This is a genomic window from Kitasatospora setae KM-6054, assembly GCF_000269985.1.
Lineage (GTDB): Bacteria > Actinomycetota > Actinomycetes > Streptomycetales > Streptomycetaceae > Kitasatospora > Kitasatospora setae.
In genome coordinates, this window is record NC_016109.1 from 5409840 (window position 1) to 5425092 (window position 15253).

General features: G+C 75.5%; 15 protein-coding genes. 10 read left to right on the plus strand and 5 right to left on the minus strand.

Annotation, left to right across the window (positions count from 1 at the left end; genetic code table 11):
• The first annotated feature begins 225 nt into the window (after positions 1–225).
• The gene (locus KSE_RS24140; RefSeq protein WP_014137971.1) at positions 226–1017 is read left to right on the plus strand and encodes a GntR family transcriptional regulator; all 792 of its coding nucleotides are present in this window, start codon (positions 226–228) and stop codon (positions 1015–1017) included.
• A gap of 218 nt (positions 1018–1235) precedes the next feature.
• Here KSE_RS24140 and KSE_RS24145 read toward each other — a convergent pair whose 3' ends face one another.
• On the minus strand, positions 1236–1487 hold the full coding sequence (locus KSE_RS24145; RefSeq protein WP_014137972.1) for a mycoredoxin: 252 nt from the start codon (positions 1485–1487) through the stop codon (positions 1236–1238).
• Between the two features lie 218 nt (positions 1488–1705).
• Between KSE_RS24145 and KSE_RS24150 the strand changes: the two genes are divergently transcribed.
• From KSE_RS24150 to KSE_RS24165, 5 genes are all read left to right on the plus strand, one after another.
• Positions 1706–3997 carry an ATP-dependent DNA helicase UvrD2 gene (locus tag KSE_RS24150; RefSeq protein WP_193365928.1) on the plus strand — a complete coding sequence of 764 codons (2292 nt, stop codon included), beginning with the start codon at positions 1706–1708 and terminating at the stop codon, positions 3995–3997.
• A gap of 159 nt (positions 3998–4156) precedes the next feature.
• Positions 4157–4573: a hypothetical protein gene (locus KSE_RS42330; RefSeq protein ID WP_148283152.1), complete on the plus strand. Its 417-nt coding sequence runs from the start codon at positions 4157–4159 to the stop codon at positions 4571–4573.
• A 171-nt stretch (positions 4574–4744) separates the two neighbouring features.
• Positions 4745–5113 carry a WhiB family transcriptional regulator gene (locus tag KSE_RS24155; protein ID WP_014137974.1) on the plus strand — a complete coding sequence of 123 codons (369 nt, stop codon included), beginning with the start codon at positions 4745–4747 and terminating at the stop codon, positions 5111–5113.
• Entirely contained in the window at positions 5110–5523 is a 414-nt protein-coding gene (locus tag KSE_RS46395; protein ID WP_014137975.1) for a hypothetical protein, read from the plus strand. The genes KSE_RS24155 and KSE_RS46395 overlap by 4 nt, the downstream gene beginning before the upstream one ends.
• Positions 5524–5767: 244 nt before the next feature.
• The gene (locus KSE_RS24165; RefSeq protein WP_014137976.1) at positions 5768–6841 is read left to right on the plus strand and encodes an aminoglycoside phosphotransferase family protein; all 1074 of its coding nucleotides are present in this window, start codon (positions 5768–5770) and stop codon (positions 6839–6841) included.
• 141 nt (positions 6842–6982) lie between these two features.
• Here the strand turns inward: KSE_RS24165 and KSE_RS24170 are convergent, their stop codons facing one another.
• Both KSE_RS24170 and KSE_RS24175 read right to left on the minus strand, forming a co-directional pair.
• Entirely contained in the window at positions 6983–8323 is a 1341-nt protein-coding gene (locus tag KSE_RS24170; RefSeq protein ID WP_033259815.1) for an ABC1 kinase family protein, read from the minus strand.
• A gap of 362 nt (positions 8324–8685) precedes the next feature.
• Positions 8686–9795, minus strand: a complete 1110-nt coding sequence (locus KSE_RS24175) for a hypothetical protein (protein WP_014137978.1) — start codon at positions 9793–9795, stop codon at positions 8686–8688.
• Positions 9796–10129: 334 nt separating this feature from the next.
• Between KSE_RS24175 and KSE_RS24180 the strand changes: the two genes are divergently transcribed.
• On the plus strand, positions 10130–10729 hold the full coding sequence (locus tag KSE_RS24180; protein ID WP_014137979.1) for a M48 family metallopeptidase: 600 nt from the start codon (positions 10130–10132) through the stop codon (positions 10727–10729).
• Between the two features lie 103 nt (positions 10730–10832).
• On the opposite strand, the gene KSE_RS24185 is transcribed toward KSE_RS24180, so the two are convergent.
• A complete protein-coding gene (locus KSE_RS24185; protein ID WP_014137980.1) occupies positions 10833–11396 on the minus strand; it encodes an NUDIX hydrolase in 564 nt (187 codons plus the stop codon).
• On the minus strand, positions 11393–12970 hold the full coding sequence (locus KSE_RS24190) for a zinc-dependent metalloprotease (protein ID WP_014137981.1): 1578 nt from the start codon (positions 12968–12970) through the stop codon (positions 11393–11395). The genes KSE_RS24185 and KSE_RS24190 overlap by 4 nt, the downstream gene beginning before the upstream one ends.
• A gap of 191 nt (positions 12971–13161) precedes the next feature.
• Here KSE_RS24190 and KSE_RS24195 point away from each other — a divergent pair, with 191 nt between their 5' ends.
• From KSE_RS24195 to KSE_RS43435, 3 genes are all read left to right on the plus strand, one after another.
• Complete coding sequence (locus tag KSE_RS24195) at positions 13162–14310, plus strand: NAD-dependent epimerase/dehydratase family protein (protein ID WP_014137982.1); 1149 nt, start codon at positions 13162–13164, stop codon at positions 14308–14310.
• 88 nt (positions 14311–14398) lie between these two features.
• Positions 14399–14839 carry a molybdenum cofactor biosynthesis protein MoaE gene (locus KSE_RS24200; RefSeq protein ID WP_231873220.1) on the plus strand — a complete coding sequence of 147 codons (441 nt, stop codon included), beginning with the start codon at positions 14399–14401 and terminating at the stop codon, positions 14837–14839.
• A gap of 200 nt (positions 14840–15039) precedes the next feature.
• On the plus strand, positions 15040–15207 hold the full coding sequence (locus KSE_RS43435) for a hypothetical protein (protein WP_014137984.1): 168 nt from the start codon (positions 15040–15042) through the stop codon (positions 15205–15207).
• Positions 15208–15253 lie beyond the last annotated feature (46 nt).

The following is a 15253-nucleotide window of genomic DNA, read 5'->3' on the forward strand; positions in this document are numbered from 1 at the left end:
GGGGGCGCGCGGAGTTCTCCGCGCGCCCCCGTGGTGCGTCGGCGGACCGCCGCGCGGCGGGCGGGCGGCTGACGGGTCGTGCGCGGGCCGTGCGCGGCTTCCGGGCCGACGGAATGGTTCGGACCCGTCCGGAACGCCCCGGCGCGGGTTTCCCGTCGCCCAATCCCGGGCGCGGTTGGCGCATTCCGCTGAAACCGCGCGACCCCACTGGCTACATTCACACGCGTGACGATCCAGCGCGGCACCGCCCCTTCGCCCAAGTACCAGCGGCTCGCCGCCGACCTGCGCCGCCGCATCGAGGCGGGCGAGTGGGAGGGCGGCGACCGGCTCCCGGTCGAGAACGAGCTGGAGGAGCAGTACCAGGTGGCCCGCAACACGGTGCGGCTCGCCGTCGACGTGCTGGTCAACGAGGGCCGGGTGGCCCGGGTCCAGGGCAAGGGCACCTACCTGCGGCAGCCCACCCGGTACGACCACCGGGTGCACGCCCGCCCGCTCCGCCCGGCCCGCCCCGGCCCGCTCACCCCCAGCGGCGAGGTCTACGCGGCCGAGGCGGCGGCCGCCGGCCGGCAGCTCACCGTCGACTTCGAGGTGGTCGTCGTCCAGCCCCGCCGCGACATCGCCGCCTGGCTCGGACTGCGCTCCGAGGAGAACGTCATGATGCGCCGTCAGCTCTGCCGGGTCGACCAGGAGCCGTACGCCATCGAGGAGAGCCACTACCGGGCCGGACTGGCCGCCGGCACCCCGCTGATGGAGAACCTGCCCGTCCCCGGTGGCGACGAGCGGATACTGGCGGAACTCGGCCGGACCGAGACCGCCGCCGTCGACCACCTCACCGCCCGGATGCCCAGCCCCGCCGAAGCCGCCTGGTTCGGCCTCGGCCCCGGCGTGCCGCTGCTGGTCAACACCCGGATCAGCAGCGACCGGCGCGGCCCGATCCGGGTGATGGAGACCCGCTACGCCGCGGACCGGGCCCGGCTGCTCTACGAACTCGGCGACGGCGCGCCGGCGGCCGGCTGACCCGGCGGGCTGTCGGCCCGGCGGCCCGCCGGCTTTTCGGCGGCCGGACGCCGAAAAGCCGCCGCCCGGAGCGCGCGGGGCGCTGCGGCGGCGGCTTTTCCTCGGGCGGGGGAATTCCGGGCCGGCGGATTCCTGCCACGGCGGTCGGAATTCCGGTCGGAATGCGATCGACTTCCGACCGGGAGCGACCGGTAACGCGCGGAACCGACCGGGAGCGGTCAGACCAGGGCGGCCTGGACCTGGCGCAGGCTCGGGTTGGTCATCACGCTCTGCGCGCCGGACTCGGACACCACCACGACCGTCGGCACCGTCTGGTTGCCGTCGTTCACCGACTCCACGTAGGACGCCGAGGCCGGGTCCTGCTCGATGTTGATCTCGGTGAAGGCGATGCCCTCGCGGTCCAGCTGGCTCTTGAGGCGGTTGCAGTAGCCGCACCAGGTCGTGCTGTACATCGTGACGGTGCCGGACATAGCGCGGGACTCCTTCGGTCGGTGAACTTCTGCCGGTGACTTCGGTCGGGCCCGGGACCGGGCCCGGGACCGGGCCCGGGACCGGACGGCCGCCCCGTGCAACGCCCGGGGGACCGGGCCCATTCCGGGAACGGGACCGGTGTGGCGATCCGATCATCGTGGGCCGCCTGTGGACAACCCTGTCCCAAGTGTCCGGAGCGCCTGCGAGGATGGAAGGCATGCAGGAAGAGTTCCTGGGGTTCGACGACCCCCACGCCCAGTTCGGCCGCACCCCGACCGGAGCGGACGCGGTGCTGGCCGGGCTCGACCCCGAGCAGCGGGCCGTGGCCACCGCCCTGCACGGCCCGGTCTGCGTGCTGGCCGGCGCCGGCACCGGCAAGACCCGCGCCATCACCCACCGGATCGCCTACGGCGTGCGCAGCGGCGTCTACCAGCCCGCCCAGGTCCTCGCCGTCACCTTCACCGCCCGCGCGGCCGGCGAGATGCGCGGCCGGCTGCGCCAGCTCGGGGCGGACGGCGTCCAGGCCCGCACCTTCCACTCCGCCGCGCTGCGCCAGCTCCAGTACTTCTGGCCGCGCGCCGTCGGCGGCGAGTTCCCCCGGCTGCTGGAGCGCAAGGTCCAGCTGGTCGCCGAGGCGGCCGGCCGCACCGGCCTGCGCGTCCAGCGCACCGAACTGCGCGACCTGACGGCCGAGATCGAGTGGGCCAAGGTCACCCAGATCGTCCCCGACGACTACCCGACCGCGCTCGCCAAGTCCGGCCGCGAGGCCCCGCGCGACCCGGCCGAGACCGTCCGGGTCTACCACGGGTACGAGGAGCTCAAGCGCACCCGCGGCCTGATCGACTTCGAGGACGTGCTGCTGCTCACCGCCGCGGTCCTGGAGGACCGGCCGGAGGTCGCCGAGCGGGTCCGCTCCCAGTACCGGCACTTCACGGTCGACGAGTACCAGGACGTCTCCCCGCTCCAGCAGCGCCTGCTGGAGCAGTGGACCGGCGGCGACGGCGGCGCCAGCCTCTGCGTGGTCGGCGACGCCAGCCAGACCATCTACTCCTTCACCGGCGCCACCCCCGACCATCTGCTGAACTTTCGGCACCGGCACCCCGGCGCCACCGTGGTCAAGCTGGTCCGGGACTACCGCTCCACCCCGCAGGTCGTCCACCTGGCCAACGGGCTGCTCGCGCAGGCCCGCGGCCAGGCCGCCCAGCACCGGCTGGAGCTGGTCTCGCAGCGCGAGGCCGGCCCCGAGCCGGTCTACCGCGAGTACCAGGACGAGCCGACCGAGGCCGAGTCCACCGCCCGGCTGATCCGCGACCTGCTCGGCACCGGCGTGCGGGCCAGCGAGGTCGCCGTGCTGTTCCGCACCAACAGCCAGTCCGAGGTCTACGAGCAGGCCCTCGCCGACCTCGGCATCGCCTACCAGCTCAAGGGCGCCGAGCGGTTCTTCGAGCGCCCCGAGGTCCGCGAGGCCGGCGTCCTGCTCAAGGGCGCCGCCCGGGCCGCCGACGACCCGCTGACCGCCGGCGCGCCCGACCTGGCCGCCCAGGTCCGCGCGGTGCTCGCCACCCGCGGCTTCACGCCCGCCCCGCCGTCCGGCTCCGGCGCCGTCCGCGAGCGCTGGGAGTCGCTGAACGCGCTGGTCCGGCTCGCCGGCGAGTTCGAGACCGCCCGCACGGCCGACGGCCTGGGCGCCGACCTGGCCGCCTACGTCGCCGAGCTGGACGCCCGGGCCGCCGCCCAGCACGCTCCCGCCGTCGAGGGCGTCACGCTCGCCTCGCTGCACGCCGCCAAGGGCCTGGAGTGGGACGCGGTCTTCCTGGTCGGCCTGAGCGAGGGCACGCTGCCGATCATCTACGCCAAGACCGACGAGCAGGTCGAGGAGGAGCGCCGGCTGCTGTACGTCGGCGTCACCCGGGCCCGCCGCTTCCTCACCCTCTCCTGGGCGCTCTCCCGCTCCCCGGGCGGCCGCGCCTCCCGCAAGCCCACCCGCTTCCTGGACGGCCTGCGCCCGGGCTCCGGCAGCCCCGGCGCCCGCGGCCGCGGCGGGCGCGGCGGCGTCGAGCCCGGCGCGGAGCGCCCCGCCGCGCGCCGGTCCCGCGGCGGCCCGGTCAAGTGCCGGGTCTGCGAGCGCACCCTGACCGACGGCCGCGAGCTCAAGCTCCGCCGCTGCGAGGGCTGCCCGTCCACGATGGACGAGGCGCTGTACGAGCGGCTGCGCGAGTGGCGCGCGGTCAAGGCCAAGGAGCAGAGCGTCCCGGCCTACGTGGTGTTCACCGACGCCACCCTGATGGCCGTCGCGGAGGACGTGCCGGGCAGCCGCGCCGAGCTGTCCAGGATCTCCGGAGTGGGCGCCATGAAGCTGGACAAGTACGGCGCCGACGTGCTCTTGTTGTGTGCGGGGGAGAGTCCGGAGCCGGCGGGGGAGACCGAGCCGGAGTCCGAGCGCGCCCCCTCCGGGGACGAGGCCGACGACCAGGCCGGGAACTCGGTCGAGAACTCGCCGGAAAAATAGTTTGCGCGCCGCGTGTACGGCGCAATAGCCTGCCGGAGCGGTCAAGGGGACGAGACCGCAAAGCTCGCAGAGGGCTTGTTTCTGCGTGCGCTGACCATCAACCAGATATCGGAACCCGGGTGACCGGGAGCCGCGAGACGCCGAGAGGAGGCGAGTGCAGTGGAGACCAAGATGATCGCCAAAACGACCACCCTGATGACCACCCTCGCCATGCCCTCGCGCGTCAGCGTTCCGGGTCTGGGTCTCGGCACGGCCGGCGGCAACGCCGGACTCCCGCTGGCCGGTCGCTGCTCTGTCAGTGATCTCGGCAATGCTGTGGGCACCCGTGTCGAGGCAGGTCTCTCCCGTCACTGGGCGACGTTTGTCGACGGTATTTCGCTGTCCGACGAGCGACCGACCAAGGCACCGAAGGCAGTAGTGGCAGAAGCCCGGCATGGGCACTATGCGGCCGTCCTCGGTGCCGGAAGCAAGAAGCAGGACCAGCAGATCTCCCTGGCTGAGGTCGCCGTGCGCGGCGCCGAAGCAGGCCGGAAGCAGGCTTTCCGCGGGCCTGGACCCTGGAGCGAACGACCCTGACTGAGTCAGTCACGGGCGGTGCCTCCAGGGCCGCGGAAACCCAGCAACCGGGTTCCGCGGCCCTTCTGTTTTGTCCGGTACGCAAGACCTACCCAGGCCCCACGGGGCCTCCGGACCGATCCGCACGACGGAACGGCCGGATCCACATCGAAGACGAGGAAGACGCCCACAGTGTCCACGGTCATCACACCGCCGCCCCTCCCGTCCGTACCGACCGACAAGACCGTCAAGGCCAAGCAGGCCGACCCCCCGGAGGTAACACTCATGCAGCTCACCGCCATCGACGAGGCTGACTCGCTCGGGCTCCCCATCCCGTGCCGGGCCTTCGACCCGGAGGTCTTCTTCGCGGAGACCCCCGCGGACGTCGAGTACGCCAAGTCGCTGTGTGGCACCTGCCCCGTCAAGGCCGCCTGTCTCACCGGTGCCGTCGAGCGCCGCGAGCCGTGGGGCGTCTGGGGCGGGGAGCTCTTCGTGCAGGGCGTCATCGTCGCCCGGAAGCGCCCGCGTGGCCGTCCGCGCAAGACCGAGGTCATGGCGTGAACCCCGCAGCCAGGACCATCCGCAGCGGCACCGGAGCCGTCCGCAGGGGAGAGCAGCCCCCGCTGGACACCGCTCTGCGCCACTCGGTACGCATCGCGGCCGCCAAGGCCGACGCCGAACTGACCCGCCCCTTCCCGACGACGCACCACGAGCAGGACCACCACATGAACCCCGCCGGCATCGACCCGACCGTCCGCTCCGAGCAGACCAACGAACTCCAGATCCAGAACAGGACCCTCGAGATGAATCTCCTCCAAGAATCCCTGGCGCGCGCCCATATGCAGCAACGCCTCCACGAGGCCGAGGAGCAACGCCTCGGCCTGCGGGTGCTGCGCGCGACGCGGCTGCGTCGCAAGGCCGAACGTGCCTCCCTGCGCGCCCGCAAGGCCCTCGCCGTCGCCCTGATGTGACGGACGCACCACCCCTGCCGACCGGCCCGCACGCGGCTCCGCCGGTCAAGCACCCCTGAACGCCGACGGCCGACTTCCCGCCCCCGGGGAGCCGGCCGTCGGCGCGTTCCGGCCCCCCGAAGAGCCGGTCCGGACACCGTCTGCCCCGATGTGCCGCATTCATGCCGCGGCCGCGCGGCCGGTCCAACCAACCGGTGCCGTACGACTGTTCGCCACTCGAACCGTTCGTGCGAGGATGTGCGCCATGTGGTCCTCCCTCCCGCTCGGCGAGAAGACGCGCGCCGCCCTCGGCGGCACCCCGCGCAAGGTCCGCCGCCTGGTCAGCAGCCCGCGCTCCCGGGTCTGGCGGGCCGAGATCGCCGGTCGGCCGGTGGTGGTCAAGCAGCTCGTCGACTCGCCCGGCGCCGACGACCGCTACGCCCGGGAGAGCGCCGCGCTGGCCCTGGCCGGCCGGGCGGGCCGCCCCGGCCGACCGGTCGCGCCCGCGCTGATCGGCACCGACCCGGCCAACCGGGTCGTGGTGATGGAACGGCTGGAGGACCGCACCCCCGGCCCCGACTGGCGGGCCGAGTACGCCACCGCCCTGGCCGGACTGCACGCCAGCGCCCCCGCCGACCTCGACGACCTCGCCGGGACGGCCCCCGGCACCGCGCTGCCCGCCTGGACCGGCCCCACCGAGCGCGACCTCGGCTGCTTCATCGCGCTGGCCCGGATCCTCGACGTCCCCGCCCCGCCCGGCGCCCGCGCCGAGGCCGAGGCGCTGATCGGCCGGCTCTCCGCCACCCCCGTCCGGCACTCGCTGCTGCACGGCGACCCCTGCCCCGGCAACGACCTGCACACCGCCGACGGCGTCCGGTTCGTCGACTTCGAACAGGCCGCGCTCGGCCCCGGCGCGGTCGAACTCGCCTACCTGCGGACCGGCTTCCCCACCTGTTGGTGCTCCACCGCCGCGCCCGCCGCCGAACTCGCCGAAGCCGAAGCCGCCTACCGCGCGACCTGGCAGGCCGCCACCGGCACCCGGGCCCCCACCGCCGCCGACCTCGCCGACGCGAGCGCCGGCTGGCTGATCCGCGGCGACGCCCTCGTCCCCAAGGCCGAACGCGGCACCGCCGACCACCTCGCCCGGCTCCACCACGGCGACTGGACCTGGGGCAACGCGACCGCCCGCCGCCGCCTGCTGCACCGCGTCCGCACGGTCGCCGAACTGGCCGGCCCCGACACCGCCCTCCCCGTCTTCGGCCGCTTCTGCGCCACCCTCGCCACCCGCGCCCGCACCACCTGGCCCACCGCCGTCCCCCTCCCGGCCGACCGGACCTGACCCCGGAGGACCGCGCCGCCCAGCGGGGGCGCGGGCCCGGACGGCCGGGACGCCGTGGCGCCCTGGCACCGCGAAGGGATTCCCGCCGGAGGGGGCAGCCGGTCCCGGGGTCAGTCGGCCTCGGGTCAGCCGGTCCCGAGGTCAGTCGGCCTCCGGTTCGGCGAAGCCGGGGAGCCAGCGCAGCAGCTCCTCGTGCAGGCGGACGGTGGCGCCGAGCTGGCAGAGCACGCCGATGGTGGAGAGGGTGACGCGGTGGATCAGCAGGTAGGAGGGCGGGAGGTTGAGCTGCTTGCCGAGGTTGTAGGCGGGTGAGCGCGGGTCGGCGATCCTGGCCGCCTGGGTGCGCATCCACGGGCGGCTGAAGGTGAACTGCTCGGCGCGGGTGGGCTCGATGATCGGGAGCAGGTAGTCGAGCACCGCGTCCGGGTCGAGGGTGATGCCGGCCCGGACGAAGTTCTCCTGCCGGAGCAGGTCGTACACCGCCCCGGCGTCACCGGCCAGGGCGAGGCGCAGCGAGGTGCCGATCGTGGGGGGCAGGCCGCCGGGGAGGCGGTCGACGGTGCCGAAGTCGAGCACGCCGAGCTTCCAGGCGGCGGCGGTGCGGCCGGTCTTGACCAGCCGGAAGTTCCCGGGGTGCGGGTCGGCGTGCAGCAGGCCGGTGCGGCTCGGGCCGGCGAACAGGAAGCGTGCGAGCAACTGCCCGGCCCGGTCGCGCTCGGTGCGGGTGCCGTCCGAGATGACCTGGGAGAGCGGTTTGCCCTCCAGCCACTCGGTGACCAGCACCCGCCCGGACTGGGCGACCACCCGGGGCACCACGATGTCGGTGTCCCCGGCGAACTCCCGGGCGTGCAGCTGCTGGGACTCCGCCTCCAGCCGGTAGTCCAGCTCCTCGGTGACCCGCTCGCGCAGCTCGGCGATCAGCGGCTTGACGTCCATCCCCGGGATCAGCGGGCCCAGCACCCGGGCCAGCCGGGAGAGCTGGCCGAGGTCGCTGAGCAGGGCCTCGCCCGCGCCCGGGTACTGGATCTTGACCGCGACGTCCCGCCCGTCCTTCCAGACGGCGCGGTGCACCTGGCCGATCGAGGCGGCGGCGGACGGCTGGTCGGAGAAGGAGCGGAACCGGTCGGCCCAGTCGGCGCCGAGGTCGTCGGCGAGCACCGCGTGCACGGTGCGGGTGGGCATCGCCGGGGCGGACTCCTGGAGCTTGGTGAGCGCGGCCCGGTAGGGGCCCGCGACGTCCTCCGGGAGGGCGGACTCGAAGACCGACATGGCCTGCCCGAACTTCATCGCACCGCCCTTCAACTTGCCGAGCGTCGCGAAGAGTTGCTCCGCGGTCTGGGCCTGCAGCTCGGCCGCGACCTCCTCCGCCGGGCGCCCGCCCAGGCGCTTGCCCAGGCCGAGGGTGGCCCGCCCGGCGAAGCTCAGCGGCAGGGCCGCCAGCCGGGCCGTCCGGGAGACCGCCTTGCGCGGCATGTCAGACATCCGCCGCTCCCGTCCGGTCGGCGCGGCGGGTGGCGGCCGGGGCCGCCCCGGCGCGCGGGCGGACGTCCGCCCGCCCCCGGCCGGTCCTTGCCCTGCGCGGTAGATCGCTCACCGGACCTCCTCGTCCTCCGGACCGACCGGCGCCCCGCCGGCGGTCGGTACAGCGGTGCTCCCGGGCCCGCCCGGTGCCCCGGCCCGCCGCCACCGGCCGCCCGCCGGACCCGGCGGGACGCGCCGGGCGGCGGACGGGCGGCGGAGCGGACGCGGACTGCCGGACGGGCCCGGGGGCTCGTCCTCGGCCCCGCTCCCGCGCCCCCGCGGCCCGGCCCTCCGGGCGGGCGGCGGGGGTTCGAGCACGGACCCTAGGCCATTGTGCCCGCTCGCCCCGGTGTGACGGACTGCCAGAGACAACCGCAGTCCGGGTGGCTGCGCAGCCGCAGCCGCCGCACCATGCCGTCGGCGGCGGAGAGCTCGCACCAGCCGTCCACGCTCGGCGGCAGCACCCCGTCCAGGTACAGCTGGACGTGCAGCGCGGCGAGCCCGGCGACCGAGGCGGCGACCGCGCCGTCGCAGGCCGGGAGGCGGGCCCGGCCGGGGCCCTCGTCGATCAGCTGGGCCAGCAGCCGGGGCCACGCCTCGTCCTCGTCCCGCCGGGCCAGGGTGGCGCAGCTGCCGCAGGCGGAGGCGCCGGGGACGACCAGCGGGCCGACCACGCCGAGGTGTTCGAGGACCCCGGTGTACAGGTGCGGGATGCCGGCCCGCATCAGCTCCTGGGCGTCGACGGCGGCGCCGGTGTACGCGGCGGAGCCGTCCCGCGGGGCGAGCACCACCAGGGTGGGCGGTGGGGGAGCGGTCGGCGGCCGCCGGTAGCGCTCGCCGACCGGGGCGCCGGTGGCGCGGTGCACCAGCTCGCGGGCGGCGGTGGAGCGCAGCCGCCCGATGTCGCCCGGCGGGAGGCCGCCGGGCGCGCAGTCCCGGGCGGCGACCCGGCCGCGGTCCAGCACCGCGACCTCGCCGATCCCGCCGGCCGCCAGCGCGGCCCCGACGGCCGCCCCGATCCGCCCGGCCCCGCGCACCTCGACCCGGGCCCTGACCCGGCCGTGCAGCACGGTCGCCGCCTCGCCGGGCGCCGGGTGCACCAGCGAGAGCGAGGAGACGTCGGGGCCCAGCAGGTCGCGCCGGGCCGGCGGGTACAGCTCCAGCACGTCCCGCAGGGCCTGGGCGTCGTCCAGCAGTTCGCTGCCGCCGAGCGAGTCGAGCACGGCCTGGCAGTACTCGGCGCTCAGGCCGAGCTTCTGCCCGGCGGCGACCAGCGCGGGGCCGTCCCGGCTGCCGTCGACCAGCTCCAGGAAGCCGGACAGCCTGCGGTCGACGCCCTCGATCAGCCGGGCGTGCCGCCGCACGGTGCCGAACTGCAGGGTCTGCTTCTCCCGCCAGAGCCGGGACAGGGCGGGCTTGATCACGGGGCGCATGCGGGTTCCTCCAGGGTCGGGATCCCGGCGTCGGGACCGCCGGTGACCGCAGCTTGCCCGTCCGTCCCGGCGGGCGGAAACCGGTTGTCCACAGCCCCGGTACGACGATCGGCTGATCGTTGTGCACAGCCTGTGGACAACGCGCCCGGGTGGTCCGGGCGACCGCGCCGTCCCGGTGCCGGACTTCTGTCAGGGGGACGGGGTAACGTCCTGTGCCGTGGCAGCCGAACGCGACTCCCATCGGTCGGCGTCGCGTCGGCGCGCCCGGGCAGCCTCCGGGCCGGCGACCGCGGCGCCCGGTGCGCATGCCGACGCCGGGGCCGACCGTGAGTGCGTGACCGACCACGGGCGCGCCCCCGAGGGCGCCGAGCCCGCCGGTGCCGACCGCGGCCTCGATCGCGGCCCCGTCGACCGCGGCAAGGTCGAGGTGCGCCGCAGCGCCCGCCGCAGCCGCACCGTCTCCGCGTACCGCGAGGGCGACCGCACCGTGGTGCTGATCCCGGCCCGGATGTCACTGGCCGAGGAGCAGCGCTGGGTGGCCCAGATGCTCGACAAGCTGGCCGCGCGGGAGAGCCGCCGGACGCTCGGCGACGAGGCCCTGCAGTCCCGCGCGCACGAGCTCTCCCGGCTGCACCTGGGCGGCCGGGCCGTCCCCGAGCAGGTCCGCTGGGTGACCAACCAGAACTCCCGCTGGGGCTCCTGCACCCCCAGCGAGCGCACCATCCGGCTCTCCCACCGCCTGCAGGGCATGCCCGAGTACGTGGTCGACTACGTCCTGCTGCACGAGCTCGCGCACCTGCTGGTGCCCGACCACGGCCCCCGGTTCTGGGCCCTGCTGGAGTCCTACCCGCGCACCGAGCGGGCCCGCGGCTACCTGGAGGGCGTCGCCTCCGCCGCCCGGCTGCCGCACGTCCCGCCCGCCCGGACCACCTGAGCGGGGCACCTGGGCGGGCCGCCTGGGCGGGTCACCGGAGCGGACGCGGACGCGGCCCCCGGCCGCCCCGCGCGGGGGAGGCCGGGGGCCGCGGCGGCGGGCGTCAGACCAGTTCGCGGGCGCGCGCCACCAGGTCGCGCACCGAGCGGTCGGTGTCGGCGGGCAGCCCGTCCCAGTCGAACCAGCGCAGGTCCAGCGACTCCTCGCTGATCAGCTCGCGCGCGCCGGCCGGGGCCAGCGCCACGTACTGGACGTCCAGGTGGGTGTTCTCCGGCCGGTCCTTCCCGGCGCAGCGCACCAGGTGCCGGTCCAGCTTCACCGGGCCGGGGCGGCCGTCGACGGGCAGCAGCACCAGCCCCTCGACGCCGGACTCCTCGACCGCCTCGCGCAGCGCGGCCGCGGCCAGCGTCCCGTCGCCGGGCTCGCAGTGGCCGCCCATCTGCAGCCACCGGCCGACCTTCGGGTGCAGGGTGAGCAGCACCCGCCCGCCGGCCGGGTCGACGACCAGCGCGCTGGCGGTGATGTGGCCCTCCGGGCAGGCCCGCCACATGCCGTCGGGGCGGTCGGCGAGGTGGGCCAGGTAGGCGCGGCGCAGTTCGTCCTGGCCGTCCCCGACGGGCGTCCACCCGGTCAGGACGCGGACGGCGTCGGCGTGCAGCGAGGTCACTTGGCGGTGCCCTCCGGACCCTGCTCGCCGTCCTGGCCGCCCTGCTCCGAGGCGCCGGGGGTGCCCGGGGCGTCCGGCTCCTCCGACCCCTTGGTCAGGTCGGCCTTCCCGGAGCCGGAGCCGGAGCCGGAGCCGGAACCCGACCCGCCGCCGGCCGCCTCGCCGAGCAGCTTGTCCAGCGCGTCGAAGTCGAAGCCGCCCTCGGCCACGGCCGCGGTGTCCCGGTGCACGAAGCCGTCCGGGTCGTCCAGGTCGGCGGCGGTGGGCAGCATGTCGGGGTGGCTCCACAGCGCGTCCCGGCCCTCGACGCCGCGGGCGTCGGCGAGCGAGGCCCACAGCCGGGAGGCGTCGCGCAGGCGGCGGGGGCGGAGTTCGAGGCCGACCAGGGTGGCGAAGGTCTGCTCGGCGGGACCGCCGGTGGCGCGGCGGCGGCGCAGGGTCTCGCGCAGCGCGGCGGCGTGCGGCAGGTGGGGGGCGGCGGCGGCGTGCACGACGGCGTCGACCCAGCCCTCGACCAGGGCCAGCGCGGTCTCCAGCCGGGCCAGCGCGGCCTTCTGCTCGGGGGTGTCCTCGGGCTGCAGCAGGCCGCCGGCGAGCGCCTCCTGGAGGGCTTCGGGGTTGCTCGGGTCGAGCTGGCCGACCAGTTCCTCCATCCGCGAGGTGTCGACCTTGATGCCGCGGGCGTACGCCTCGACCGCGCCGAACAGGTGCGCCCGCAGCCACGGCACGTGGGCGAACAGGCGCTGGTGGGCGGCCTCGCGCAGGGCCAGGTAGAGCCGGACCTCCTCGGCGGGCACGTTCAGGCCCTCGCCGAACTCGGCGATGTTCTGCGGCAGCAGCGCGGCCTTCCCGGCCGGGGCGAGCGGCAGGCCGACGTCGGTGGAGCCGAGCACCTCGGCGGCCAGCGCGCCGAGCGCCTGCCCGATCTGGGTGCCGAACATGGCGCCGCCCATCGAGCGCATCATGCCCATCAGCGGCCCGGCCATCGCCTGCATCTCCTCGGGCAGCACGCCGCCCATGGCGTTGCCGACCCGCTCGGCGACCGGGTCGACCAGGTCCTTCCAGACCGGCAGGGTGGCCTCGATCCACTCGGCGCGGCTCCACGCCACCGCCGCGGAGGAGGTGGACGGGAACTCGGTCGCCGAGTCCAGCCAGAGGTCCGCCAGCCGGACGGCCTCGGTGACGGCGGTGCGCTCGGCCTCGCCGACCGAGCGGTCCTTGGACTTCCCCCCGGGCTGCTCGGCGACCACGGTCTGCCGGGCGATGTTCTTGGCCAGGTCCCAGTTCACCGGGCCGCCCTCGAACGAGAGCATCTGCCCGAGCTGCTGGAACGCCGCGCCGAGGTCGTTGGGGTTGAAACCGCCCATCATCGCGGCGAACGGGTTGTCCCCGCCCTGGCCGCCGCCGCTGCCGGGGCCGCCCATGCCGAAGAGCGCCCCGAAGGGGTTGCCGGTGCCGAAGCCGAACGGCTGCTGCGGGGTCGAGTCGCCCTGCTCGCCGTCCTTCTTGCCCTTGTTCTCGCCGTCCTCGGGCTCCTCGGGGGGAACGCCGAATCCGAAGGGGAGGTCGCTCACGGGGGTCCTCGATCTGGTCGGCCGTCACGCGGGTGGTGTGGCGGGAAAGTCTGCCGCCCGGGGGCTCCGAGCGGTTTCAATGGTCTCGCGGCGACCGCGCCGGGTGCACCGCCGGGGCCGAGCCTCGGGCAGGATGGTCAAGTGCGTGACACTCGTACGTCCGCACTTACGCTAACCGTGGAGGATGGCCGGTGAGTTCCCCGCCTTCGGACGTTCGCTCTGGGCTGACCGGGGGCGAGGACGCGCAGACCGACGCCGGTCCGCCGACTCCAGCCTACGGCGGCAAGCCGTTGACCGTGGCCGTCACCGGCGCGGCGGGCGTGCTCGGCGAGCGTGTCGCGCGGCGGCTGGTCGACTCGCCGCACGTGCGCCGGGTGCTCGCGGTGGACGACCGGCGCGGCGAGGTGCCCGGCGTGCAGTGGCGGGTGCTGGACGTCCGCGACCCGGCGGTGGCCGAGCGGCTGGCCGGCGTGGACGTGGTGGTGCACCTGGCGATGGACCTCGGCATGGAGTCCGACCCGCGCACCCGCAGCGCCTACAACGTGCGCGGCGCGCAGACCGTGCTGACCGCCGCCGCGGCCGCCGGGGTGCACCGGGTGGTGCTGTGCACCTCCGCGATGGTCTACGGCGCGCTGCCCGACAACGAGGTCCCGCTCGCCGAGGACTCCGAGCTGCGGGCCACCGAGGAGGCCTCGCTGGTCGGCGACCTGCTGGAGATCGAGCGCCTCGCCCGGCGCGCCCCGCGCGCCCACCCCGGGCTGCAGATCACCGTGCTGCGCCCGGCCGTGGTGGTCGGCCCCGGCATCGACACCGTGCTGACCAGGCACTTCGAGGCGCCGCGGCTGCTGGTGGTGGCGGGCTCCCGCCCGTGCTGGCAGTTCTGCCACCTGGACGACCTGGCGGCGGCGCTGGAGTACGCGGCGCTCGGCCTGGTCGAGGGCGAGGTGACGGTGGGCTGCGACGGCTGGCTGGAGCAGGAGGACGTCGAGGAGCTGTCCGGGATCCGCCGGATGGAGCTGCCCGCCTCGCTGGCGCTGGGCACCGCGGCCCGGCTGCACCGGCTCGGCCTGACCCCGGCCCCGGCCGGGGACCTCGCGTACACGATGTACCCGTGGGTGGTGTCCGGCAGCCGGCTGCACGAGGCGGGCTGGCGGCCGCGGCACACCAACGAGGAGGTGCTGGCCGAGCTGCTGTCCCAGGTGGCCGGCAAGCACGCGGTGGCCGGGCGCCGGCTGGGCGGCAAGGAGGCCGCCACCAGCCTGGGCGCGGCCGGGGCGACGGTGGCGCTGATCGGCACCGCCGCGCTGGTCCGGCGGGCCCGGAGGCACCGGCGGATCTGACCGGCCCGGTTTCCGCATCCTGGAATTATCGCATCGTGATACGAAAGTCCTTGTGGTCGGTCGGCGGGCATGCGGAATGATGGTGGGCATGTCCGAGAACCACGACCCGATCCGCCTGCTCGCCGTCCGCGAGACCCCGCTCTCGCTGGACGAGGTGCACGCCGCGGTCGGCGACGACGCGGCCGGCGGCACCACCCTGTTCGTCGGGACGGTGCGCGACCACGACGGCGGCAAGCCGGTCGCCGCGCTGGAGTACAGCGCCCACCCGACCGCGGCGCGCGAGCTGCGCCGGGTCGCCGAGCAGGTCTGCGCGGACTTCCCGGTCCGGGCGCTGGCGGCGGTGCACCGCACCGGGCGGCTGGAGATCGGCGACGTCGCGGTGATCGTCGCGGTGTCCTGCGCGCACCGCGGCGAGGCGTTCGCGGCCTCCCGGCGGCTGATCGACGACCTCAAGCACCAGGTGCCGATCTGGAAGCACCAGGTCTTCACCGACGGCGAGGAGGAGTGGGTCGGCGCGGGCTCCTGCTGAACCGCGCCCCGGCTCCCCGGCCCTGACCCCGGCCACCCGCTCCCCGTGTCCCGCTCCGGGCGGCGCTCGTTGCCCGTTCGGCGGTACCCCCTGCGGGTGGAGGGCGGGCCGGGACCCGTAACCCGGATGCCGCGCGCGCCGTTCCCTCCACCGGCGGTTAATCTGCTGATACGCATGACGAGCCTGTGGGGAGTTCGAAGATGGCTGTGCTCGCCTGGTTGAGTATTCCCGTGGTCGCCGGGGTCCTGGCCGCGGTCTGGGCCACCTGGGCGGCCCGCCCGCCCAGGGCCATGACCGATCCGAGCTCGCTCGCCGAGCACGAGCGCTTCCGCGCCGCGATGGAGCGCGGGACCGCCGCCCGGGACTGATCCGGCCCGGCCCCCGGTCGGCGGTGCGGGACGCCGACCGGCGGTA